Raw genomic sequence first — 21,855 nt, forward strand, 5'->3', positions numbered from 1 at the left:
CGAGATGATTGACAACATCAGCTGGCTGGCGATCTACCCGGAGATCACACTCCTGGTCATGGCCTGCGTCATTGCCTTGGTGGACCTGGGCGTCAAGAGCGCCCGTCGCACCGGCACCTATGTTCTGACCATGCTCACCCTGCTTGTCGTGGCGGTGATGCAAGGCATGTACGCCGCAAGTGGCAACACCTTCTACGGCTGGGGCAACATGGTTGTCTCGGACGCCATGGGCAACTGGCTCAAGTGCTTTGCCACTATCGCCGTGATGATCACCATGGTCTATGGCCGCCCTTATGCGGCCGAGCGCGACATGCTGCGCGGCGGTGAGTTCTTCACACTGTCCATGCTGGCCCTGCTGGGCATGTTCATCATGATCAGCGGCAACAACTTCCTGGTTCTGTATCTGGGCCTGGAGTTGCTGACCCTGTCCAGCTATGCGCTGGTGGCTCTGCGCCGCGACCACACCGTGTCCGTCGAAGCCGCCATGAAGTACTTCGTTCTGGGTGCCATGGCTTCCGGCTTCCTGCTGTACGGCATGTCCATGCTCTACGGCGCTACCGGTTCGCTGGATGTCGGACAAGTCTTCAAGGCCATCAATTCCGGTGAAATCAAGCACCAGGTGCTGGTCTTCGGTCTGGTCTTCGTGGTCGCCGGTCTGGCCTTCAAGCTGGGTGTGGTTCCCTTCCACATGTGGGTGCCCGACGTTTACCAGGGTGCACCTACCGCCATCACCGCCTTGATCGGCGGCGCGCCCAAGCTGGCTGCCTTTGCCATGACCATCCGCCTGCTGGTGGACGGCCTGCTGCCGCTGGCCATCGACTGGCAGCAGATGCTGATGGTTCTGGCCGTCTGCTCGCTGCTCATCGGTAACCTGGCCGGTCTGCAGCAGACCAACCTCAAGCGCATGCTGGCTTACTCGACGATTTCCCAGATGGGCTTTGTGCTGCTGGGTCTGATGTCGGGTGTGGTGGATGGCAAGGTCGACCCTGCCACCGTCGAAAATGCCTACAGCTCGGCGATGTTCTACATCGTGACCTATGTGCTGACCGCCCTGGCTTCGTTCGGCGTGGTCCTGTTGCTGGCCCGTGAAGGCTTCGAAAGCGAAGAGATCTCCGATCTGGCCGGCCTGAACCAGCGCAGCCCGCTGTACGCCGGCGTGATGGCGATCTGCCTGTTCTCCATGGCCGGTATTCCTCCGCTGGTCGGCTTCTACGCCAAGCTGTCCGTGCTGCAGGCACTGGTCGCTTCGGGCAGCAGCCTGTACATCGGTCTGGCCGTGTTCGCCGTGATCATGTCGCTGATTGGTGCCTTCTATTACCTGCGTGTGGTCAAGGTCATGTACTTTGATGCTCCAATCACCGCTACCAGCGTGTCTGCTCCTCTGGATGTGCGCGTTGTGCTGACTATCAACGGTGCGCTGGTTCTGCTGCTGGGCATCTTGCCTGGCGGTCTGATGGCCTTGTGCGCTGACGCTGTTGTGCGTGCCCTGGCTTCCTGATAAGACGAATGTGATGAGGGCTCGATGCCCTCATCGCTTTTTCTAGGAATGGCTTTGTGTCTATAACCGCCTCTATCTGGCTCATCATCTTGGCTGCCCTTGTGGCAGCCAATTTGCCTTTTATCAACCAGCGTCTGGGCATTGTCGGCCCCGTCATGGCTGGTCGCAAGCCGCTGTGGGTGCGCCTGCTGGAAATGATTGCCCTGTATCTGCTGGTGGGTGGCCTGGGCTTGCTGCTGGAGCGCCGCGCCGGCCAGATATCTCCCCAAGGCTGGGAGTTCTATGCCATTACTGCTACGCTGTTTTTGACGCTGGCATTTCCCGGCTTCGTTTATCGCTATCTGGTTCACCGCAAGGGTTGAGTGGCGCCATGAAAGTGCTTGATCTTCACTGCCCTGCAGGCCATGTCTTCGAAGGCTGGTTTGCTTCGGAAGATGATTTTCAGAATCAGCTGCAGCGCAAGCTGGTGCAATGCCCTGTTTGCGGCGACAGCGATGTGACCAAGCGCTTGAGTGCTCCCCGTCTCAATCTGGGTGCCCAGCCACCCAAAGCTGCCCAGACTTTGCAACCGGCCCCTGCCGCAGCGCCGGCACTTCCTGCGGCCAGCCCCGAAATCAGCGCCGAGGCGCGCGCACATCTTCAGTCCATGCAGGCAGCGTGGATGCAGTGGTCGCGCAAGGTCGCGCAGAGCAGCGAGGATGTCGGCAAGAAATTTGCCGAAGAGGCGCGCCGCATTCACTACGGCGAAACCGAGGAACGCGCCATTCGCGGTCAGACCAGTGCCCGGGAGGCCATGGAGCTGATCGAAGAGGGCATTGGCGTTCTGCCCCTGGCCTTGCCCGAGTCGTCGGCCAGCGGCGAAGGCGGCAGCGGCAGCCTGCAATAAGACAACCCAGCCTCCGATCGGAGACCTGCGGCCTCAGCTCAGTTGCTGATAGACCGCGTTGGCCAGAGCCTGCAGGCGCTCGCGTGGCAAGGAGGCGCTCAAGGCATAGCCTTGCCGGCCGTCGATCCAGTAGAAACCATGGCTTGCACCGTCGCTGCTCCATTCAAAGGAAGCGGGTGCGGAGGTGGCCGCCGTCCCGGGTTTGAGCACCGAGACATACAGGGTGACGCGCTGGCCGGCCTGATCCTCGTACATGAACTGGGCGCGGGCCTGGCCGCTCTCTCCGGGCAGCAGCCGCCCGCCCATGAGATGAAAGCCCTGGGCCTCCAGCACCGGGGGCTTGAGCGCAACGCCCAGCCGCTTGGACAGCCACTGCACCAGATGCGCCTGCTGCTGCGCCGCGACCTCGACGGGGTGGCGCTGCTCGGGCACATAGACGGCATGGGCGGCCGCCGCCTCGCGCACAAAGCCCGGCAATTGAGCGGCCGTGTCGGCTTGGTGCGAGGCGGATTTTTGCTGGCCTGCTCCATAGCCTAGACCCAGGCCCACGCTGAGCATGAGGCCGGCGGCCAGCGCATGCGGCCAGCGCCACTGCAGCGCCGGCTTTTGCAGCGATCGCATGAGCCGGGGCGGCACCGGCTCATCGAGCAGTTGCGCATGCAGAGCCTGAAGGCCGGCGTTCTGCGCCTGGATGGCGGCCATGCGCGCGGCCTCTTCGGGATGTTCGGCCAGCCATTGCGCCACGGCTGCAGCGGCATCGGGCTGCAACTCTCCATCCACCCAGGCATGCAGCGTGGTTTCATCGGGGCGCTGGCGTGTCATTGCACTTTCCTTCATTTGACAGCCCTCAACACGGTCGTCGCGGGTCTTTCTCCTTCCATGAGGCGCCTGAGCTGCTCGCGGGCGCGCGAGAGGCGCGACATCACCGTTCCCATGGGAACGCCCAGCATCTGCGCGGCTTCGCCATAGCTGAACTGCTCCATGCCGATCAGCAGCAGCACCTCGCGTGCCTGCGGCGTGAGATGGGATAGGGCGCGCTCCAGATCCAGCTGCAGCGCCAGTCTGGGCATGGGGTCGTGGGGCGTGTCCTGGGCCTCGTCAAGCGCCACCATGCGATGCCGCGACGACTGCTGCCACTGATTGGCGTAGAGGTTGTGCATCAAGGTCAGCAGCCAGCTGAGCAAGGCCTTTTGCACCTGCTCGACCGAGGCGGCGGCCGGTGGCTGCCACAAGTCCCACTTCTGGCAGGCGCGCTCCAGGGTGTCCTGCACCAGATCGTCTGCCAGCGCGGCATCGCCCGCCAGCGCACGCGCATAGCGGCGCAGGCGGGGAATATGGACCAGGGCGGCGTCGACCTTCACTCAAGGCTTGGCGACATGCCAGCTATTGTTGAGGAAGCCGTCACCCGTCATGTCGCCGGGCTTGGCATCCTTGGCCCAGTGATAGAGGGGGCGGCCCTTGTAAGCCCATTGCTTGCTGCCGTCGTCGCGCATCACCACGCTCCAGTCGCCGATCGGCGCAGCATTCGCGGGGGCCATCAAAGGCGGCCAGTTGGTGGCGCAGCCGCCGTTGCAGACGCTTTTGCCGGAGCCTGCTGCATCCTTGTCAAAGACATAAAGCGTCATCTGGGTCGGACCTACCAGCACGCCGTTGAGGGTGGTGGCAGGGGATTTGGCCGAAGTGACCGAGCCGGTCGAGCAGGCAGCTAGCAGGGCGGCGGAAGCTAACGTCAGAGAAGCGATGCGAAACATAAAGTCTCTCCTTGTGGTTGACCTGCAGTAAACAGTTCTGCAAGGGGTTTTATTCCATGCGTTTTCACGAAGGAACTCAATAGCAGCGCGGCAGCTCTTGCAGGCATGGGCTCAGGCATCGATTGATAAATAATTTAATAGCTGCTATCGATTACTGAGTATGTATTTCAAATATAAAAATGACTGAAATTGTTATATATAAATCGGAGTAAGCTATTGAATTAATAGCGATATGGTCGCTCTTTGTCGCCCTTGGTTTTTAAGGGCGACAAATGGCAAGCATATTTGCGGGCATTGGGCTAGTAACCTAGTTACTTCAGTGGGAATTGAGGGGCTCAGGGTTTACGACATCAGGGCCAATCTGGGGAGCGCTGTGCGATGGGGACATATTTCGCCCAGTCTTATTAATATTGATAGCGCAATATGTATAAGGCATAAGCTTTATAGAGATTTCGAACTGGATGCTGGACATTCCTGCGGATGCCGCTATCTCTGGTGCGACTTGCAGATGCGATGAGTTTGAAGTTTGCAATTACTTATGTTGTTGCTATTTGTTTTTCAGGGGATTAGGGAAAGCATACGTCCGGCAGCTCTCCATTCCTAGGAGTTTCCCGCTGCGGCACTGCAGCATGAAAGACCAAGATGCCGCTCAGGCAGAGGAAGCACAGCAAGTTGCGCTCCTCTTTGTTTTGCAGCATTCAGGACTGACGGCCAGCGCATGAGCGACCTTATTCTCGAAACCAGGCAACTCACCAAAGAGTTCAAAGGCTTTACCGCGGTCAGCAAGGTGGATCTGGCCGTGCAGCGTGGCTCCATTCACGCGCTGATCGGACCCAATGGTGCGGGCAAGACCACTTGCTTCAATCTGCTGACCAAGTTTCTGGAGCCCACTTCCGGGAGCATTCAGTTCAACGGGGTGGACATTACCCGCGAGGCGCCGGCGCAGATTGCGCGGCGTGGCGTGATTCGCTCGTTTCAGATTTCCGCCGTCTTTCCGCACTGCACCTTGCTGGAGAACGTGCGCATCGGCCTGCAGCGCAAGCTGGGCACGGCCTACCAGTTCTGGACCAGCGAAAAAACGCTCAACCAGCTCAATGACCGCGCCATGGAGTTGCTGACCGAAGTCGGTCTGCAGGATCTGGCCGACGAGGTGACCGTGAACCTGCCCTATGGTCGCAAGCGGGCCCTGGAGATCGCCACCACGCTGGCCATGGAGCCCGAGCTGATGCTGCTGGACGAACCCACGCAGGGCATGGGCCACGAGGACGTGGACCGCGTGACGCAGCTCATCAAGAAGGTCTCTGCCGGTCGCACCATTTTGATGGTGGAGCACAACATGAAGGTGATCGCCACCATCGCCGATCGCATCACCGTGCTGCAGCGAGGCGCCGTTCTGGCCGAAGGGCGCTACGAAGAGGTTTCGCGCAATCCGCAGGTCATGGAAGCCTATATGGGGACCACGGACGGGCAACTGCAGGGGGCGCATTGAAGGCTCCCCCTGTGCCGCTCACGCGGCTTCCCCCTGAGGGGGACAACACCATCGCTGCGGGGCGGCCCTTGCTTGGTGTTTCTGACTTGGGTTCGTGCCAGTTTTGAGATCAGATGAACAATGAATAAGACAAGTACTCCGGCGCTGGAAATTTCGGGACTCAATGCCTGGTATGGCGAATCCCATGTGCTGCATGGCATGGATCTGGTGGTCAATCCCGGCGAGGTGGTGACCCTGCTGGGCCGCAATGGCGCGGGGCGCACTTCCACGCTGCGCGCCATCATGGGGCTGACCGGCTCGCGCAAGGGCTCGATCAGGATCAACGGCGTGGAAACCATTCACATGCCCACGCACAAGATCGCCCACCTGGGCGTGGGCTACTGCCCCGAGGAGCGCGGCATTTTCTCCAGCCTGTCCTGCGAGGAGAACCTGATGCTACCGCCGCCGCTCAAGACCGGCCAGCCGGGCATGAGCATCGACGAGATCTACCAGATGTTTCCCAACCTCTATGAGCGCAGGAACAGCCAGGGCACACGCCTGTCGGGCGGCGAGCAGCAGATGCTGGCCGTGGCGCGCATCCTGCGCACGGGCGCGCGCCTGTTGCTGCTCGACGAGATCTCCGAAGGTCTGGCCCCCGTCATCGTCCAGACCCTGGCTCGCATGATCACCACGCTGCGCGAAAAGGGCTACACCGTGGTGATGGTGGAGCAGAACTTCCGCTTTGCCGCGCCGCTGGCCGACCGCTTCTATGTGGTCGAGCATGGCCATGTCGCCTTGCGCTTCGGAGCCAGCGAACTGGACGAGAAGATGTCCGTGCTCAACGAGCTGCTGGGTGTCTGAGCCTGCAAGCAATTCCCATTCGTTCACAACAAAGACCCAACCCGTGGAGATAAAGATGAAAGCAAAACTGAGCGTTCTCTCGTGCATGCTGGCCGTGGCCGGTCTGTCCAGCCCTCTGGCCCAGGCCCAGGAAAAGGTGAAGATCGGTTTTGTCACCGATATGTCCAGCCTGTACGCCGACGTGGAGGGCAAGAACGGTGCGGTCGCCATGCAGATGGCGATTGACGACTTCGGTGGCAAGGCCCTGGGCCAGCCCATCGAGCTGGTCAGCGCAGACCACCAGAACAAGGCCGACATCGCTGCCTCCAAGGTGCGCGAATGGATTGATACGCAGGGCATCTCCATGGTCTTCAGCGGCACCAATTCCGGCACGGCACTGGCGGTGTCCCAGATCGCCAACGAGAAAAAGCGCGTTCACTTCAACAGCGGCGCGGGTTCTTCCGCGCTGACCAACGAGCAGTGCAACCCCTATACCGTGCACTACGCCTACGACACCGTGGCCCTGGCCAAGGGCACCGGCGGTGCGGTGGTGGATCGCGGCGGCAAGGACTGGTTCTTCCTGACGGCCGACTATGCGTTCGGCCAGGCACTGGAGGCCGACACCACCAAGGTCATCAACGCCAAGGGCGGCAAGGTGCTGGGCTCGGTCAAGCACCCGCTCAATGCCTCGGACTTCTCGTCCTTCCTGCTGCAGGCGCAAAGCTCCAAGGCCCATATCCTGGGTCTGGCCAATGCGGGCGGCGACACCATCAATGCCATCAAGGCCGCCAAGGAGTTCGGCATCAACAAGACCATGAAGACCGCCGGTCTGCTGGTCTTTCTGACCGACATCCACAGCCTGGGCCTGAAGAACACCGAAGGCCTGCTGCACACCACCAGCTGGTACTGGGACATGAACGACGAATCGCGCAAGTTCGCCAACAAGTTCTTTGCCAAGACCAAGCGCATGCCTACCGATGTGCAGGCCGCCGACTACTCGGCCGTGATGAACTACCTCAAGGCCGTGGAGGCGGTGAAGACCACCAATGCCGACAAGGTGATGGCCCAGCTCAAGAGCACGCCCATCAACGACTTCTACGGCAAGGGCGTGATCCGTCCCGACGGCACGTTTGCCCACGATATGTATCTGGTCGAAGCCAAGAAGCCCAGCGAATCCACCAAGCCCTGGGACTACCTCAAGGTGCTGACCAAGTTGCCTGCCGAGACGGTCTGGACCACCAAGGCCGAAACCAAGTGCGCGCTCTGGAAGTAATGGCACTACCGGTTTGATGCACACCTCACCCTCACCAGCGTATCTCTCATGGAAATCTTCGGCGTTTCATTGCCCGGCCTGATGAGCCAGCTCCTTCTGGGGCTGGTCAACGGTTCGTTCTACGCAATTCTGAGTCTGGGCCTGGCCGTGATCTTCGGCCTGCTCAATGTCATCAACTTTGCGCATGGCGCCCTGTTCATGCTGGGGGCCATGTGCACCTGGATGGCCATGAGCTATTTCGGCATCAACTACTGGGTGATGCTGATCCTGTCGCCGGTGCTGGTGGGGATTCTGGGGGTGTTGATCGAGCGCTTTTTGCTGCGCTGGATCTACAAGCTCGATCATCTCTACGGCCTGCTGCTGACGCTGGGGCTGTCGCTGCTGATCGAGGGGGTGTTCCGCTCCGTCTACGGCGTCTCGGGCCTGGGCTATGACACGCCCGAGCTGCTCGAAGGCGCGACCAATCTGGGCTTCATGATCCTGCCCAATTACCGTGCCTGGGTGGTCGTGGCATCCATCGTGGTGTGCGTGGCAACCTGGTTTGTGATCGAGAAGACGCGCATCGGCGCCTATCTGCGTGCCGGCACCGAAAACCCGCGCCTGGTCGAGGCGTTCGGCGTCAACGTGCCCGTGATGATCACGCTGACCTATGCCTTCGGTGCCGCGCTGGCAGCTTTTGCCGGCGTGCTGGCCGCTCCCGTCTACCAGGTCACGCCGCTGATGGGGCAGAACCTCATCATCGTGGTGTTTGCCGTGGTGGTGATTGGCGGCATGGGCTCCATCATGGGATCGATCCTCACAGGTCTGGCGCTGGGCGTCATCGAAGGGCTGACCAAGGTTTTCTGGCCCGAAGCATCGTCCACCGTCGTGTTTTTCATCATGGTCATTGTTTTGCTGATTCGCCCCGCTGGCTTGTTCGGTAAAGAAAAATAAGAGGGGCACGACATGAAATCCAAGACGCTTGTTCAACGCATTGCCCCCGTGGGCTATGGCCTGCTGCTGCTGGGCCTGATAGTTGCTCCTTTCCTCGGTGCCTATCCGGTCTTTGTCATGAAGCTGATGTGCTTCGCACTGTTTGCTTCGGCCTTCAATCTCCTGCTGGGCTATACGGGTCTGCTGTCCTTCGGCCACGCCGCGTTTCTGGGCGGTGCGGCCTATGTTGCGGGCTACAGCATCAAGGCCTGGGGCTTCACGCCCGAAGTCGGCATGTTGCTGGGCACGGTGATCGGCGGTCTGCTGGGCCTGATCTTTGGCTGGCTGGCCATCCGTCGCCAGGGCATTTATTTCTCCATGATCACGCTGGCGCTGGCACAGATGCTGTTCTTTGTCGCGCTGCAGGCCAAGTTCACCGGCGGCGAAGACGGCCTGCAGGGCGTGCCGCGCGGCAAATTGTTCGGCGTGATCGATCTGAGCAGCGACCTGGTCATGTACTACGTGGCGCTGATCATCGTGGCGGCGGCTTTTCTACTCATCGTGCGCACCATCCACTCGCCGTTCGGGCAGGTGCTCAAGGCCATCAAGGAAAACGAGCCGCGAGCCATCTCGCTGGGCTATGACGTCAACCGCTTCAAGCTGCTGGCCTTTGTCATCTCTGCGGCCCTGACGGGTCTGGCCGGTTCTTTGAAGACTCTGGTGCTGGGCTTTGCCACCTTGTCCGATGTGCACTGGACCACCTCCGGCCATGTGATTTTGATGACGCTGATGGGGGGGCTGGGCACGCTTTCCGGTCCGTTGCTGGGATCGGCGGTCGTGGTGGCACTGGAAAACAAGATTGGTGATTTTGGCAGCTTCCTGGCCCATGTAACCGGCGTGGAATGGTTCGGCACGCTGGGCGAATCGGTGACCATCGTCACTGGCCTGATCTTTGTGCTCTGTGTGCTGCTGTTCCGCAAGGGCATCATGGGCGAGTTGATCGCCTGGCTGCTGCGTCGCAAATAAGGCGCTTCACTCTTCCTTCCAAGGCCGCATCTGCGGCCTTTTTTGATTGGGATGACTCCGGTCAGGGGTAGGAAGTTTCAGATATTTCTGAAATTTCTGGTACACGTTTGCAAGCGATGGACTTTATTTCTCACAACAATGGACTTTTTTTCTCATTTCAAAAAATGCCTAGCCGTCGCCGGAGGCCGGTGCGCGCGCGGGCTCATACAGTTCGAGGTTCGATATGACACATCAGGAGCAGGCGCAGCCCTTGGCCGCGCGCATCTGGCTCTGGGTTCTGGGGACGGCGCTGACGCTTGCCGGCCTGTTCTTCTTGATAGGCGGTGGCAAGCTCATCAGCCTGGGCGGCAGCTGGTACTTTTTGCTCGCCGGCCTGGGTCTGCTGCTGTCCGGCGTGCAAATGGTTCGCCGCCGCAGGAGCGGCGCATGGTTTTACCTGAGCACTTTCGGCGCGACCGTGCTGTGGGCGCTGGCCGAAGTCGGTCTGGATTACTGGAGCCTGATTTCGCGTCTGCTGGCGCTGACCTTTGCTGCCGTGGCGGTGCTGGCCAGCATGCCCTTGCTGCGCAAGGCCGGCGAGCCGGGCAAGGTGTCGTCGAGCAAAGCGCCATTTGCGGCAGCGGCGGTCCTGCTGGTGGCTGGCATGGCGGCCTTTGTGTCCATGTTCCAGATTCACCCCGAGGTGCAGGCCCAGTCTGCCGTGGCACGCAAGCCCGTGGATGCGGCCAGCGAGCAAAAGGACTGGAGCCATTACGGCAACAGCAGCAACAATGACCGCTTTGCCGCGCTGGATCAGATCAACGTGGACAACGTGAACCAGCTGCAGGTGGCCTGGACTTTTCGCACCGGCGACGTACCCAAGTCCACAGGCGCCGGCGCTGAAGACCAGACCACACCGCTGCAGGTGGGCGACAAGGTGTTTGTCTGCACGCCCAGCAACAACGTGATTGCGCTGGACGCCGACACCGGCAAGCAGCTGTGGCGTCATGACACCAACTCTCATGTGGGCGGTGTGTGGGAGCGCTGCCGAGGCCTTGCCTACTTTGATGCGGATGCCGCACTGGCTCAGCCCAGCGTGCCGGGATCGACTCCTGTGCAGGCGGTGAGCCTGCCTGCTGGCGCCACCTGCAAGCGCCGCATTCTGATGAACACCATCGATGCGCGTCTGTTTGCCATCAACGCAGACAACGGCGAGCTGTGCGGCGAGTTTGGCGATCACGGCGTGGTCGACCTCAAGCAGGGCATTGGCAATGTCCCCAATCCCGCCTACTACACCCTGACATCGGCCCCCACGGTGGCCGGCACCACGGTGGTGATCGGCGGCCGCGTGGCCGACAACGTGCAGGTGGACATGCCCGGTGGCGTGATCCGCGGCTTTGATGTGGTGAGCGGTGCACAGCGCTGGGCGTTCGACTCCGGCTCGGCCACGCCCAATGAAGTGCTCAAGCCCGGCCAGACCTACACCCGCTCATCGGCCAATGTCTGGGCGGGAACGACCTACGACGCAAGCTCCAACACCGTCTACCTGCCCATGGGTTCTGCCTCGGTGGACCTGTATGGCGCCACGCGCTCTGCAGCGGACCTGAAGTACGGTGCTTCCATCCTCGCGCTGGATGCCGCCACGGGCAAGGAAAAATGGGTGTACCAGACAGTGCACAACGACCTGTGGGACTTCGACCTTCCCATGGCTCCCACGCTGATCGATTTCCCCGGGCAGGATGGCAAGACGACCCCGGCGCTGGTGGTCGGCACCAAGGCCGGTCAGATCTTCGTGCTGGACCGCCACAGCGGCAAGCCGCTGACCAAGGTGGAGGACATCGCCGTCAAGCCCGCTCATATTCCCGGCGAAAAGTACGCCCCGACCCAGCCTTTGTCCGTGGGCATGCCGCAGATCGGCACCAAGACCTTGACCGAAGCCGATATGTGGGGCGCGACGCCGGTGGATCAGCTGATCTGCCGCATCAAGTTCAAGTCCATGCGCTATGAAGGCCTGTTCACCGCGCCTGGTACCGATGTGTCGCTGAGCTTCCCGGGTTCGCTGGGCGGCATGAACTGGGGCGGTCTGTCTGCGGATCCAGGCAACAATCTGATCTTTGTGAACGACATGCGTCTGGGCCTGTGGGTGCAGATGATGCCCCAGCAGAAAAAGGACAAGCTGTCCGACGGTGGTGAAGCGCCCAACACCGGCATGGGTCAGGTGCCGCTGGGCGGCACTCCCTATGCGGTGATCAAGGACCGTTTCATGTCGCCTCTGGGCATTCCTTGCCAGAAGCCTCCATTCGGTACGCTGACTGCCATCGACATGAAGACCCAGCAAGTGGTCTGGCAGGTGCCCGTGGGCACGGTGCAGGACCAGGGACCCATGGGCATCAAGATGCGCATGCCCATGCCTGTTGGCCTGCCCACACTGGGCGGCACGCTGGCGACCCAGGGCGGTCTGGTGTTCTTTGCCGGCACGCAGGATTACTATCTGCGCGCCTGGGATAGCGCCACCGGCAAGGAAATCTGGAAGGGCCGCCTGCCAGTCGGCAGCCAGGGCGGCCCCATGACTTACAAGTCGCCCAGAACCGGCAAGCAATATGTGGTCATCTCGGCCGGCGGTGCCCGTCAGTCGCCCGACCGCGGCGACTACGTGATTGCCTACGCGCTGCCCGATAGCGTCAAATAAGCACGGATGCATTGAACCGACCAGCCATGGCTCGCAAGAGCCATGGCTTTTTTCATTGCCGGGCAGCCCCAGGATGAAAAGCGCCCCTCTTGCAGGGGCAGCAACCACACGCAGTGGGAAGCGTAGGGGGCTTTTTTTCATGTCTGCGCTGCGTGTTACGCTGGCGCGCTTGAGTCAATGGAGATGTGGTCGTGAGCGAGCAGCAAGGTCTTGAAAATTCATGGGGCCAGCAGCCTTCGGCAGACGAGGCAGCGGCCGATATGCGCCGAGCTCTGCTAGACGCGGGCAAGACCGAGTTTGCCAATTTCGGCTATGACGGAGCACGGCTGGAGCGCATTGCCGCCAAGGCGGGCTGCGCCAAGCGCATGCTCTACTACTACTTCGGCAACAAGAAAGACGTGTATCTGGCGGTCATCGAGCAGAGCTACTCGGATATCCGCGAGTCCGAGGAGCAGCTCAATCTCGATGCGCTGGAGCCCTTGCAGGCGCTGCATGCGCTGGCGCAAAAGAGCTTCGAGTATCACGAGCAGAACCAGGAGTTCACGCGACTGGTGCTGCAGGAGAATTTCCAGGGCGGCGAGATGCTGGGCCAGATCTCCAAGACCGAATTGCTGCGCAAGGCGGCGCTGGAGCCGATCGAGCGCATCGTGCAGCGCGGAGTGGCGCAGGGCCTGTTCAAGGATCAGCTGAACGCTGTCGATGTCCACTACCTGATTTCGGCCCTGTCCGGCTTCCGCGTGGATCATGCAGCGACCTGGCACAGCCTGCTGCAGGTCGACCTGTTGGGCGACAACCTGCGCGCGCGCCATCTGCAGCTGCTGCTCGCTCAGCTCAGTGCTCTGGTTTGCAAGGAACAGGGCTGATCTAAAGCCTCAGCGCATTCGCATAGCCGGTCATTTCCAGGTAACCGCTGCCTACGCGGCGGCTTTTGCCGTCGGAGCCGATGCTGCGCAGCTCGCACAGACCCTCCCAGTAAATGGCGCCGGTGCTGGCGCGGCTGTCCAGTTCCTGGTCGTCCACCAGCGCATGAACCTCAAAACGGCCCGCCGGTGTCTGCACGCTCCAGGCCACGGGGTAACTGGCTTTGCTGTGCGGGCTGCTCCAGTGGCGCAGCGGTTTGAACCGTACCTGATCGGCGGCAAAGATTTGCGCGTTCTGGTTCGGCGCGCGGAATGAACCACCGGCCCAGAGTGCCGAGCCATTGCGTTGGCGCAGATGAAAGGCCGTGAGGGCGCTGCCGTCATCGAGGTTCATGCCAATCCAGTCCCAGCCCTGGGCCTCTGGGTCCATGATGGCCGCGCTGCATTCATGGTCCAGCCAGGCGCGGTTGTGCGCGCTGGCTTGCACAGGCAGTTTCTGCCCGCCCACGGTGATGGAGCCGCCGACCTTGAGCTGAGGCTGGCTGTAGTAGTAGCTGGCCTGCTCCTCACGCGGGCCTTTGCGTGAAAGACCATTCAAGCCCTGCAGCAGCAATGGCTGCGTGCTGTCAAATTCAAGATCCAGTGTGAAGTCCTGGCTGCTGAGCAAAGCGCTGTAGCGGCTGGCTTCGCTGGCGCTTCGTCCTGGTACGGGTCGACGCTGGAGATACCAGTCGTTGAGATGCACATCGGTATCGTTTTCGCTGGCTCCGGCCAGGCCCAGTCCCGCGCGCGCCATGCGCTGGTCGTGGCGCAGCTTTTGGCCTTCGACATCGCACAGGGCCGCATGGGCGAAGATCAGCTGCTTGGCCGCGAGCGCCGATTGCAGGCCTTGTGCGGCTTCGATGCGTGAGCGAAAGAACGTCAGCTGAAAGCCCCAGGGCCTGCCGCCGGCCTGCAACTGCCCGGTGATATACCACCACTCGGTCTGCAGATCAGGGTGGCTGCCGAAGTCGCGAGGAAACTGCAAGGTTCTGGACAGCAACGCCATGCCTGGCAGAGGCAGGCCCAGAGCCGCCCAGCCCAGACCGGCAGCAGCCAGCGTCTGCAGGGACTGCCTGCGTGACAGGGCCAGCAGTGCCGGTTGTTGAGGCGGGGAGGGCGTGGGCTGATAAGGCATCGCCCATTGTCGCCCAGCCGATCAGCGCAACGCCATGATCGCGAGGCGCTGCTTTGCGCCGCCTCAGCCTATATCGACCAGGGGAACGATCACCATCCAGCTGACCCCGAAGCGGTCGGTCACCACGCCAAAACGACGTGCAAAAAACGTGGTGTCCAGCGCCATCTGTACCTTGCCGCCCTGGCCGACGGCGGCAAAGATGCGGTCGGCCTCATTCTCGCTGGGCGCGGTGATGGACAGAGAAAAGCCTTTGAAGTCGGGCTTGCCGCCGTTCATGCCGTCAGATGCCATGATCTGCGTCTCGCCAATCTGGACATTGGCGTGCATGATTTTTTCGGGATCCATCTGGCCCGGGCCGCAGCCTTGCTGGGTCGATGGCTCGGGCTGCGGCGGAGCATCCTTGTAGCGCATCAGCATGGTGATCTCGGCGCCCAGAGCGGCCTGGTAGAAATCCAGAGCCTCTTCGCAGCGACCATCGAAAAAGAGATAGGGCTGGATTTGCATACGAACTCCTCGCAGCGGTGAAGATTTCATTTTGCGCTGCGCAATGGTGCAATCATGTGAAAAACGCTGATAGGGGTGCAGGTATAGCTACCAGTCCTCCTTGACGGCCAGCACCGCGTCGGCACTGGCGGCCCGGCGCCCGGCCAGCCATGCGGTAATGACGCCTGCCAGCACCACGGCCGCGCCCAGCGCCAGCAGGCGCAGCAGGGGTAGGCGCAGTTCCATGGTCCAGTGAAAGCTCTGCGGGTTGACCACATGCACGAGGATCACCGCCACGCCCAGCCCGAGCAGCGTGCCCGCGATGGTGCCCAGCATGGTCCAGGCCAGTCCCTCGGCGGCGACCACGCTCAGCACATTGCGGCGAGTCAGGCCCAGATGGGCCAGCAGCCCGAACTCCTTGCGTCTGGCCAGCACCTGGGCGCTGAAGCTGGCGGCAATGCCGAACAGGCCTATGCCTATGGCCACGGCCTGCAGCCAGTAGGTGACGGCAAAGCTGCGATCGAAAATGCGCAAGGAGCGCTCGCGCAGCGCCTGGCTGCTGACAAATTCCAGCGCCGGGGGCGGCTGCCCCGGCGTGCCGAGGGCCTGCTCTATCGCCGCTTGCAGATCGGTGCCGGACAGCTGGCTCGGGGACGCTGGCCAGACGGCGATCTCGCTGATCTGTGCCGCATTGCCAGCCTTGCCCACCAGCGCCAGATAGTCCGTCCAGTCCAGGGCCACGGCACCGAACTGACGCACATAGTCGCGCCACACGGATGCTATGTAGAAAGAATCCTCTGACGCTTGATGGGCCTGGGTTTGAAGGCTGAAAGCCCTGGACAGCAGCGGCCAGCTGTCGCCGGGCTTCAAACCATAGAGCTGGGCCACGGCTTCGCTGATGTGCACAGGAATGCCCGGGCGGGCCTGGTGCAGCGGCCCCTGCACCCAGGGCAGCTGCATGGCCTGCTCACCTTGAAGAGGACGAATCAGCAGACTCAGGGCCGGGCGCTCTGGGCTGAGTACCAGCTGGCTGCTGCGCATGGCCTGGGCACGCGCTATGCCGGGCAACTGCTCCAGGCGCTGCGCCGCGTCGGCCGGCAGCAGGGCGGCATCGACGCGGCTGGAGCCGCCGGCGGCGCGCACATACATGGGCGCAGGCAACACGGCGTCCAGCCACTCCATCATGCTGCCGCGAAAGCTGGTGACCATCACCGTCAGCGCCACCGCCAGGCTCAGGCTGGCCACCACGCCGCCCACGGCCACGGTAGTGGCGTGGCGCATGCGCCGCGCACGCTCCAGCGCCAGCATGGCCAGCGGCTGGTGCGAGAAGGCGTTGGGCACCAGTCCCAGCACCACACCCAGCAGCCAGGGCAGGGCTGCCATGCCGCCCAGCAACAGCAGGCCCACGGCCAGATAGGCCGCCAGCGGGACACCTGCCACCGGTGGCATAAAGGCCAGCACCAGGCTGGCTGCAAGCAGCGCCGCAGCGGGCCACAGGCGCGGCGCTCTCTCATGCGTGCTGCCCAGCCCCTTGAGCGTGGCCGCTGGCGGCAAATCCATGGCGGCGCGTGCGGGCCACCAGGCGCCGGCCAGCGTGGCGGCAAGGCCCAGCAGGCCAAATACCAGCGCCGCCACAGGACTCCAGTGCAGGGCAGGCTGCACGCCGGCAAAAAAGCCACCGCCCAGATCGCCGCCCAGCAACTGCAGCGCCAACCAGGCCAAAGCCGTGCCCAGCGCAATACCGGCCAGGCTGCCCAGCGTCCCCAGCGCCAGCGCTTCCAGCAGCACCAGCGCCATGCGCTGGCGTGGCGTGGCTCCCAGCACGGCCAGCAGCGCAAACTGCGGCGCGCGCTGTGCCACGCTGAGCGCCAGCACCGAGAACACCAGAAACGCTCCCGTGAACAAGGCCACCAGCGCCAGCACAGTGAGGTTGACGCGGTAGGCGCGCGACATCTCGCCCACGCGCTGCTGATCGTCGCTGGGCTGCTGGATCAGTATCTGCTCTTGCCAGGCCGCCAATGCGTGCAGGGCGGTGCCCACCTGGCTGCGGCTGGCGCTGTCGGTGAGCAAAAGGTCCAGCCGGTCGATGCGCTCAAACAGGCCGAGCTTCTGCTGCAGTGCGGCAATGTCCATGACCGCGACCGGTGCGCCGCTGGCGGCAACCGTGCCCGCAATACGCAACTGCTGGGCCTGGCCGTTGAGCAGCCATTGCATGGGGGCGTTGACCGCTTGTTCAGGACTCAGTTGCAGGGCCTGCAAGGCGGCGGCATTGAGAAACACGGCGTCGGGAGCAAACAGATCGAGACGGTCACCGCCCTCAAACAAACGCGGCATCAGTGCCGGGGCGACAGGGGCGAGCTTGAGAGCATCGCTGCCGAGCACGCGCAAGCTCACGCCTTGCGCCGCTCCTTGCGTGCTGCGCGTCTGCGCGTCTGCAGTGCTGCCGGGCAGCAATACCGTGGTTTCGACCCAGGGCACGGCGCTGGCCACGCCCCGGACCTGCGCCACCTGGGGATAGAGCGCCAGCGGCAGGCCACCCTGCATGGCGTGCAGCTGAAGATCGGGCTGGCCGTTGACGCTGCGCACCGCCCTGGAGAATTCGTCCAGCGCCGACTGGTTGATCACATGGACGGCAAAGCCCAGCGCCACGCCCAGCATGATGGCGATCAGCGCCGTGGCCGTGCGCCAGGGGTGCTGGCGCAGCTCCTGCCAGGAAAAGCTGGTCAGCAGCAGAAGAAGCGGGGGGCGTGAAGTCACAGGCCTAGGGTGGTTTGCTGGGATGCGGATAGTTCGGCCTGCATGCCGCCTGCTGTCAGGCGCAGCACGCGGTCGGCTCGTCTGGCCGCTTCTGCGGAATGGGTGACCAGTACCAGCGCCGTGCCGTTGTCGCGGGTTTGCTGCAGCAGCAAATCCATGATCTGCTGGGCAGTGGACGGGTCGAGATTGCCCGTGGGCTCGTCGGCCAGCAGCAGAGGCGGTGAATGCACCAGGGCACGCGCAATGGCCACGCGCTGCAGCTGGCCGCCGCTGAGCTGCTGGGGCAGGCGCTGGCCCAGACCCGCGAGTCCCACGGCTTGCAGCACCTGCTGCACGCGCTGCTGACCCTCGCCATCCATGCGGCCCAGCAGCATCAGCGGCAGGGCAATGTTCTGCGCCACATCGAGATGGGGCAGGACATGAAAGGCCTGGAACACAAAGCCCAGATGCGCGCGCCGCCAGATGGCGCGCCGGGCTTCATCGAGCGTGGACAGATCCGTGCCGCTGTGCAGAACCCGGCCTTGCTGCCAGCTGTCCAGCCCGGCCAGGCAGTTCAGGAAGGTGGACTTGCCCACGCCGGAGTTGCCGACGATGGCGACAAATTCGCCGGCGGCTATCTCGCAGCTCACCTGCGCGAAGACCGTGGTCTGGGCCTCGCCCTCGCCATAGCGTTTGGCAAGGTCGCTGACCTGCAGCAGTGGGTGGGCGTGGGATGAGTCAGTGGCAGCCATGCAGCGATCTTAACGACGGGCGCTGCTGCGGCAGCTCTCTAGCTTGCGGCCTGCTGTGCTGCGTCAATAGCCGCCATGGCCGCATCCAGCAGCTGCTGCTGGGCGCCCGGTGCATCGCAGGCAATGGCATGGCGCTGGGGCATGGAGCGCAGCCAGGTGATCTGGCGCTTGGCCAGCTGGCGTGTGGAGGCGATGCCGCGCTCGCGCAGGCCTGCCATGTCCAGCGGTTTGCCGGGATCGGCTTCAAACGCTTGCAGCACTTCCCAGGCCTGGCGATAGCCCACGCAGCGCATCGAGGGCAGATCCAGATGCAGATCGCCGCGCGCCCGCAGGCTGCGCACTTCGTCGAGGAAGCCCTGCTCCAGCATCAGCTCAAAGCGCAGTGCAATGCGCTGGTGCAGCCAGGCTCGCTCTGCAGGCTCCAGCGAGAAAAGCGCGGCAAGTCCCATCTGTTCTGCGGGGCCCGCCTTGTTCTTGGTCGTGTGAAAGCTCGAAAGCGGTTTACCGGAGACCTGCCAGACTTCAAGCGCGCGCTGGATGCGCTGGCTGTCGCCGGGGGCCAGGCGTGCGGCCGTGACGGGGTCCACCTCGGCCAGTCTGGCATGCATGGCGGGCCAGCCCAGCTCGGCGGCCTGCGCGTCCAGCATGGCGCGCACTTCGGGGTTGGCGGCGGGCATATCGTCCAGCCCGTCCATCAGCGCCTTGAAATACAGCATGGTGCCGCCCACCAGTAGAGGTATGGCGTTGCGCGCGCGGATTTCATCGACCAGCTTCTGCGTATCGCGCACGAACTCGGCTGCACTATAGGCCTGCAGCGGATCGATGATGTCGATGAGGTGATGCGGGACGGCGGCCAGCTCTGCCGCCGTGGGCTTGGCCGTGCCGATGTCCATGCCCTTGTAGACCAGGGCCGAATCCACGCTGATGATCTCGGCCTTCTGAGCGCGTTGCGCCAGCCGCTCGGCCAGTGCCAGCGCTGCCGCAGTCTTGCCCGAGGCAGTGGGGCCGGCAATGGCGATACAGGGCAGGGCGTGGGCAGCAGTCATGGGGCGAAATCCGTACAGGTCAAAGCACAAGAACCAATGGCCGTCGGTCATTGGTTCTTGCTGGTTGTCAAGGATAACGCAGCCTGCCGCCTTGCGGCAGCGGCGGGACTTAGTGAGCTGCCTAGCCCTGGATCAGTCGTGCCGGCACATAGCGGTCGGCCTGAATATCGGGCGAGAGGCCGTGGCTGTAGTTTTCGGCCGTGATGGGCAGCAACTGCTCGTTCCACTGCTCCCATTGCCTGCGCAGTCCGGCAAAGATCTCGGGCTGATGCTCCTTGAGATTGGCGCGCTCGCGGGCGTCCTCCTCCACATTGAACAAAAACTCGTTGTCGTTGATCTTGAGGTATTTCCACGGGCCCTGGCGCACGGCGCGCTGGGTCTGTGATTTGTAGCGCCAGAACAGGCTGCGCTCGGTAGGGGCCGCATTGCCCTCCAGGATGGGCAGGATGTTCTGGCCGTCGCTGGGGAAGTCCGGATGCGGCCTGGCACCGGCAGCGGCCAGCAGCGTGGGCAGCCAGTCAAAGGAGGCGGTGACCTGTTCCTGGACCTGGGGGCGGATGCGGGCGCTCCAGCGCAGCAGCGTGGGCACGCGGATGCCGCCTTCCAGCAGCTCGGTCTTCTGGCCGGTGAAAGGCCAGGTCTTGGAAAAGCGCTCGCCGCCGTTGTCGCTGGTGAAGATGACAATGGTGTTGTCGGCCTGGCCGCTGTCATCAAGCGCCTGCAGCACCTGGCCCACGGCCTTGTCCAGCGCCTCGACGATTTCGCCGTATTTCTTCAGACTGCCGCCGTCGTAGTGAAACAGATCCTTGATGCTGTGCGCGACATGCTCGTCCTCGGGCCCTTCCCAAGGCCAGTGCGGCGCCGTGAAGTGCAGCGACAGGAAAAAAGGCTTGTCCTGACCCTTGCGCTCATGCACATAGCGCGTGGCTTCATCCCCCAGGATATAGGTGTAGTAGCCCGTGCGCTGCACAGGCTCGTTGCCTTGCCACAGGTCGGGGCTGAACTGTTCGCCCACGCCGGGCTTGTGCGTGAAGTAGTCGATGGCACCGCTGTGGTTGCCGAAGAAGTAGTCGTAGCCGCTGCGCTGCGGGCCATAGGAGGGCGGCTTGCCCAGATGCCATTTGCCGATCAATGCCGTGTCGTAGCCGGCCTGCTTGAGCAGCGATGGCAGCGTGGGGTGATCGGCCGGCAGGCCGAGTTGCGCGCCATGGCGTGCCAGCGGCTCTTCGAGCCCGGCCTGCAGCCGGTACTGATAGCGCCCGGTGATCAGCGCAATGCGTGTGGCCGAGCAGACGGCCGAGTTGGCATAGGCCTGATTGAAGCGCACGCCCTGGGCGGCGAGCCGGTCCAGATGCGGGGTCTTGAAATCGGTGGCGCCATAGACGCCCAGGTCGGCCCAGCCCAGATCGTCGGCGAGGATGAAAACGATGTTCGGTGCGGTCATGAGTTCTTCGCCTTGCTTATTCGATGACAAAGCCGGAGTTGCTGATCACGGGACGCCACTTGGCAACTTCGGCCACGCGCAACTGCTCCAGCGCCTGCGGAGTGCGCGGGTCGGGCTGCAGGGACAGCTCCGCCCATTTGGGCTGCAGCTTGGGGTCCAGCAGCGCATGGTTGACGGCGCGGTTGACCGCGGCAATGGCTTCGGGCGAAGTGCCTTTGCGTGCCCACAGGCTGTACCAGCCGCTGCCCGTGGCCTTGGGGTAGCCGGCTTCGGCAAAGGTCGGCACATCGGGCAGTTCGCGACCGCGCTGGCTGCCGAAAGTGCCCAGAATGCGCACCTTGCCTTCCTTGTGCAGCGGAGCGAGCTCGCTGGTGGTCTGGATGGCGGAGGCCAGCTGGCCGCTGATCAGATCCGTCATCATGGCCGGGCCGCCCTTGTAGGGCACATGCACGATGTTGACGCCGGCCGCTTCGCCCAGCAGCAGTCCGAAGAAATGCGGCAGGCTGCCCACGGCGGGGCTGCCGAAGTTGGCTTTGTCGGGGTTGGCCTTGAGCCAGGCCACATATTCCTGAATATTGCGCGCCGGGTGCCTGGCGGGGACGGCCAGACCGAACTGGAAATGCGCGAGCAGACCCACGGGGGAGAAGTCGCGTGCTGGATCGTAGCCAGGCTTTTTGTAGACGATCTGCGATAGCACCGGGGTGATCAGCGGCGCGATCAGATAGGTGCCGCCGTCGCTGGGGGCGTTGAGCAGCGTCTGTGCGGCAATCTGGCCGTTGGCGCCAGGCTTGTTGTCCACCACCACATAGTGGCTCTTGCCCAGTTGTGCGGCGATGCTTTCGGCCAGCACGCGTGCCAGCAGATCGATGCCGCCGCCTGCGCCAAAGCCCACCAGAATGCGGCTGGCCTGAGGAACGGCGGAGATCTCGGCGGCCTTGGCCAGAGAGCTTAAAGAGAAGCCGGCAGAGCTGGCGGCGAGCAGCGATTGCTGCAGAAAGGAGCGGCGGGAATGCATGGCTGGAGATCACAAAAAGT

The 21,855-nt window shown here is 62.9% G+C and carries 20 protein-coding genes; 10 read left to right on the forward strand and 10 right to left on the reverse strand.

Annotation, left to right across the window (positions count from 1 at the left end; all coding sequences use genetic code 11):
* Positions 1-4 precede the first annotated feature (4 nt).
* Genes nuoN through AC1RTQ_RS07665 form a run of 3 tightly spaced genes read left to right on the forward strand, consistent with a single transcriptional unit; the run spans position 5 to position 2,384 of the window.
* Positions 5-1,498 carry an NADH-quinone oxidoreductase subunit NuoN gene (gene nuoN, locus AC1RTQ_RS07655; protein WP_302091921.1) on the forward strand — a complete coding sequence of 498 codons (1,494 nt, stop codon included), beginning with the start codon at positions 5-7 and terminating at the stop codon, positions 1,496-1,498.
* 56 nt (positions 1,499-1,554) lie between these two features.
* Positions 1,555-1,860: a DUF2818 family protein gene (locus AC1RTQ_RS07660; RefSeq protein WP_003057814.1), complete on the forward strand. Its 306-nt coding sequence runs from the start codon at positions 1,555-1,557 to the stop codon at positions 1,858-1,860.
* A gap of 8 nt (positions 1,861-1,868) precedes the next feature.
* A complete protein-coding gene (locus AC1RTQ_RS07665) occupies positions 1,869-2,384 on the forward strand; it encodes a DUF1178 family protein (protein WP_492874884.1) in 516 nt (171 codons plus the stop codon).
* Positions 2,385-2,417: 33 nt separating this feature from the next.
* Here the strand turns inward: AC1RTQ_RS07665 and AC1RTQ_RS07670 are convergent, their stop codons facing one another.
* From AC1RTQ_RS07670 to AC1RTQ_RS07680, 3 genes are read right to left on the reverse strand one after another with little or no spacing between them, the layout of a single operon-like run.
* Complete coding sequence (locus AC1RTQ_RS07670) at positions 2,418-3,206, reverse strand: anti-sigma factor family protein (RefSeq protein WP_492874885.1); 789 nt, start codon at positions 3,204-3,206, stop codon at positions 2,418-2,420.
* A gap of 11 nt (positions 3,207-3,217) precedes the next feature.
* A complete protein-coding gene (locus AC1RTQ_RS07675; RefSeq protein ID WP_492874886.1) occupies positions 3,218-3,745 on the reverse strand; it encodes an RNA polymerase sigma factor in 528 nt (175 codons plus the stop codon).
* Positions 3,746-4,135 (reverse strand): COG4315 family predicted lipoprotein, encoded by a 390-nt coding sequence (locus AC1RTQ_RS07680; RefSeq protein WP_087084761.1) that lies wholly within the window; start codon positions 4,133-4,135, stop codon positions 3,746-3,748. It abuts the gene before it with no gap.
* 718 nt (positions 4,136-4,853) lie between these two features.
* On the opposite strand from AC1RTQ_RS07680, the gene AC1RTQ_RS07685 reads away from it, so the two are divergent.
* From AC1RTQ_RS07685 to AC1RTQ_RS07715, 7 genes are all read left to right on the forward strand, one after another.
* The gene (locus AC1RTQ_RS07685) at positions 4,854-5,624 is read left to right on the forward strand and encodes an ABC transporter ATP-binding protein (protein ID WP_034365081.1); all 771 of its coding nucleotides are present in this window, start codon (positions 4,854-4,856) and stop codon (positions 5,622-5,624) included.
* A gap of 120 nt (positions 5,625-5,744) precedes the next feature.
* Positions 5,745-6,464: an ABC transporter ATP-binding protein gene (locus AC1RTQ_RS07690; RefSeq protein WP_003057808.1), complete on the forward strand. Its 720-nt coding sequence runs from the start codon at positions 5,745-5,747 to the stop codon at positions 6,462-6,464.
* A gap of 55 nt (positions 6,465-6,519) precedes the next feature.
* A complete protein-coding gene (locus tag AC1RTQ_RS07695) occupies positions 6,520-7,716 on the forward strand; it encodes an ABC transporter substrate-binding protein (RefSeq protein WP_492874887.1) in 1,197 nt (398 codons plus the stop codon).
* Positions 7,717-7,764: 48 nt separating this feature from the next.
* Positions 7,765-8,649: a branched-chain amino acid ABC transporter permease gene (locus AC1RTQ_RS07700; RefSeq protein ID WP_003057801.1), complete on the forward strand. Its 885-nt coding sequence runs from the start codon at positions 7,765-7,767 to the stop codon at positions 8,647-8,649.
* A 12-nt stretch (positions 8,650-8,661) separates the two neighbouring features.
* Positions 8,662-9,654: a branched-chain amino acid ABC transporter permease gene (locus AC1RTQ_RS07705; protein ID WP_492874888.1), complete on the forward strand. Its 993-nt coding sequence runs from the start codon at positions 8,662-8,664 to the stop codon at positions 9,652-9,654.
* Positions 9,655-9,877: 223 nt separating this feature from the next.
* Positions 9,878-12,322 carry a membrane-bound PQQ-dependent dehydrogenase, glucose/quinate/shikimate family gene (locus AC1RTQ_RS07710; protein WP_492874889.1) on the forward strand — a complete coding sequence of 815 codons (2,445 nt, stop codon included), beginning with the start codon at positions 9,878-9,880 and terminating at the stop codon, positions 12,320-12,322.
* Between the two features lie 191 nt (positions 12,323-12,513).
* A complete protein-coding gene (locus AC1RTQ_RS07715) occupies positions 12,514-13,185 on the forward strand; it encodes a TetR/AcrR family transcriptional regulator (RefSeq protein WP_492874890.1) in 672 nt (223 codons plus the stop codon).
* A gap of 1 nt (position 13,186) precedes the next feature.
* Here the strand turns inward: AC1RTQ_RS07715 and AC1RTQ_RS07720 are convergent, their stop codons facing one another.
* From AC1RTQ_RS07720 to AC1RTQ_RS07750, 7 genes are all read right to left on the reverse strand, one after another.
* On the reverse strand, positions 13,187-14,359 hold the full coding sequence (locus AC1RTQ_RS07720; RefSeq protein WP_492874891.1) for a lipocalin-like domain-containing protein: 1,173 nt from the start codon (positions 14,357-14,359) through the stop codon (positions 13,187-13,189).
* Positions 14,360-14,422: 63 nt separating this feature from the next.
* Complete coding sequence (locus tag AC1RTQ_RS07725; protein WP_492874892.1) at positions 14,423-14,863, reverse strand: VOC family protein; 441 nt, start codon at positions 14,861-14,863, stop codon at positions 14,423-14,425.
* 87 nt (positions 14,864-14,950) lie between these two features.
* Positions 14,951-17,599, reverse strand: a complete 2,649-nt coding sequence (locus AC1RTQ_RS07730) for an FtsX-like permease family protein (protein ID WP_492874893.1) — start codon at positions 17,597-17,599, stop codon at positions 14,951-14,953.
* The gene (locus tag AC1RTQ_RS07735; protein ID WP_492874894.1) at positions 17,596-18,330 is read right to left on the reverse strand and encodes an ABC transporter ATP-binding protein; all 735 of its coding nucleotides are present in this window, start codon (positions 18,328-18,330) and stop codon (positions 17,596-17,598) included. Before AC1RTQ_RS07735 ends, AC1RTQ_RS07730 begins: the two co-directional genes overlap by 4 nt.
* Positions 18,331-18,368: 38 nt before the next feature.
* A complete protein-coding gene (gene miaA / locus AC1RTQ_RS07740) occupies positions 18,369-19,376 on the reverse strand; it encodes a tRNA (adenosine(37)-N6)-dimethylallyltransferase MiaA (protein WP_492874895.1) in 1,008 nt (335 codons plus the stop codon).
* Positions 19,377-19,497: 121 nt separating this feature from the next.
* Positions 19,498-20,820 (reverse strand): sulfatase family protein, encoded by a 1,323-nt coding sequence (locus tag AC1RTQ_RS07745; RefSeq protein ID WP_302091910.1) that lies wholly within the window; start codon positions 20,818-20,820, stop codon positions 19,498-19,500.
* A 16-nt stretch (positions 20,821-20,836) separates the two neighbouring features.
* The gene (locus tag AC1RTQ_RS07750; RefSeq protein ID WP_492874896.1) at positions 20,837-21,835 is read right to left on the reverse strand and encodes a tripartite tricarboxylate transporter substrate-binding protein; all 999 of its coding nucleotides are present in this window, start codon (positions 21,833-21,835) and stop codon (positions 20,837-20,839) included.
* Between the last annotated feature and the right edge of the window lie 20 nt (positions 21,836-21,855).

Source organism: Comamonas sp. GW821-FHT11H03 (assembly GCF_058807955.1).

Bases quoted from the DNA above. Each gene is read 5' to 3' on its own strand.
- AC1RTQ_RS07700 (WP_003057801.1), top strand. From the start codon at position 7,765: ATGGAAATCTTCGGCGTTTCATTGCCCGGCCTGATGAGCCAGCTCCTT.
- AC1RTQ_RS07690 (WP_003057808.1), top strand. From the start codon at position 5,745: ATGAATAAGACAAGTACTCCGGCGCTGGAAATTTCGGGACTCAATGCC.
- AC1RTQ_RS07685 (WP_034365081.1), top strand. From the start codon at position 4,854: ATGAGCGACCTTATTCTCGAAACCAGGCAACTCACCAAAGAGTTCAAA.
- AC1RTQ_RS07745 (WP_302091910.1), bottom strand. From the start codon at position 20,820: ATGACCGCACCGAACATCGTTTTCATCCTCGCCGACGATCTGGGCTGG.
- AC1RTQ_RS07705 (WP_492874888.1), top strand. From the start codon at position 8,662: ATGAAATCCAAGACGCTTGTTCAACGCATTGCCCCCGTGGGCTATGGC.
- AC1RTQ_RS07720 (WP_492874891.1), bottom strand. From the start codon at position 14,359: ATGCCTTATCAGCCCACGCCCTCCCCGCCTCAACAACCGGCACTGCTG.
- AC1RTQ_RS07725 (WP_492874892.1), bottom strand. From the start codon at position 14,863: ATGCAAATCCAGCCCTATCTCTTTTTCGATGGTCGCTGCGAAGAGGCT.
- AC1RTQ_RS07735 (WP_492874894.1), bottom strand. From the start codon at position 18,330: ATGGCTGCCACTGACTCATCCCACGCCCACCCACTGCTGCAGGTCAGC.
- AC1RTQ_RS07695 (WP_492874887.1), top strand. From the start codon at position 6,520: ATGAAAGCAAAACTGAGCGTTCTCTCGTGCATGCTGGCCGTGGCCGGT.
- AC1RTQ_RS07750 (WP_492874896.1), bottom strand. From the start codon at position 21,835: ATGCATTCCCGCCGCTCCTTTCTGCAGCAATCGCTGCTCGCCGCCAGC.
- nuoN (WP_302091921.1), top strand. From the start codon at position 5: ATGATTGACAACATCAGCTGGCTGGCGATCTACCCGGAGATCACACTC.
- AC1RTQ_RS07710 (WP_492874889.1), top strand. From the start codon at position 9,878: ATGACACATCAGGAGCAGGCGCAGCCCTTGGCCGCGCGCATCTGGCTC.
- AC1RTQ_RS07665 (WP_492874884.1), top strand. From the start codon at position 1,869: ATGAAAGTGCTTGATCTTCACTGCCCTGCAGGCCATGTCTTCGAAGGC.
- AC1RTQ_RS07670 (WP_492874885.1), bottom strand. From the start codon at position 3,206: ATGACACGCCAGCGCCCCGATGAAACCACGCTGCATGCCTGGGTGGAT.
- miaA (WP_492874895.1), bottom strand. From the start codon at position 19,376: ATGACTGCTGCCCACGCCCTGCCCTGTATCGCCATTGCCGGCCCCACT.
- AC1RTQ_RS07680 (WP_087084761.1), bottom strand. From the start codon at position 4,135: ATGTTTCGCATCGCTTCTCTGACGTTAGCTTCCGCCGCCCTGCTAGCT.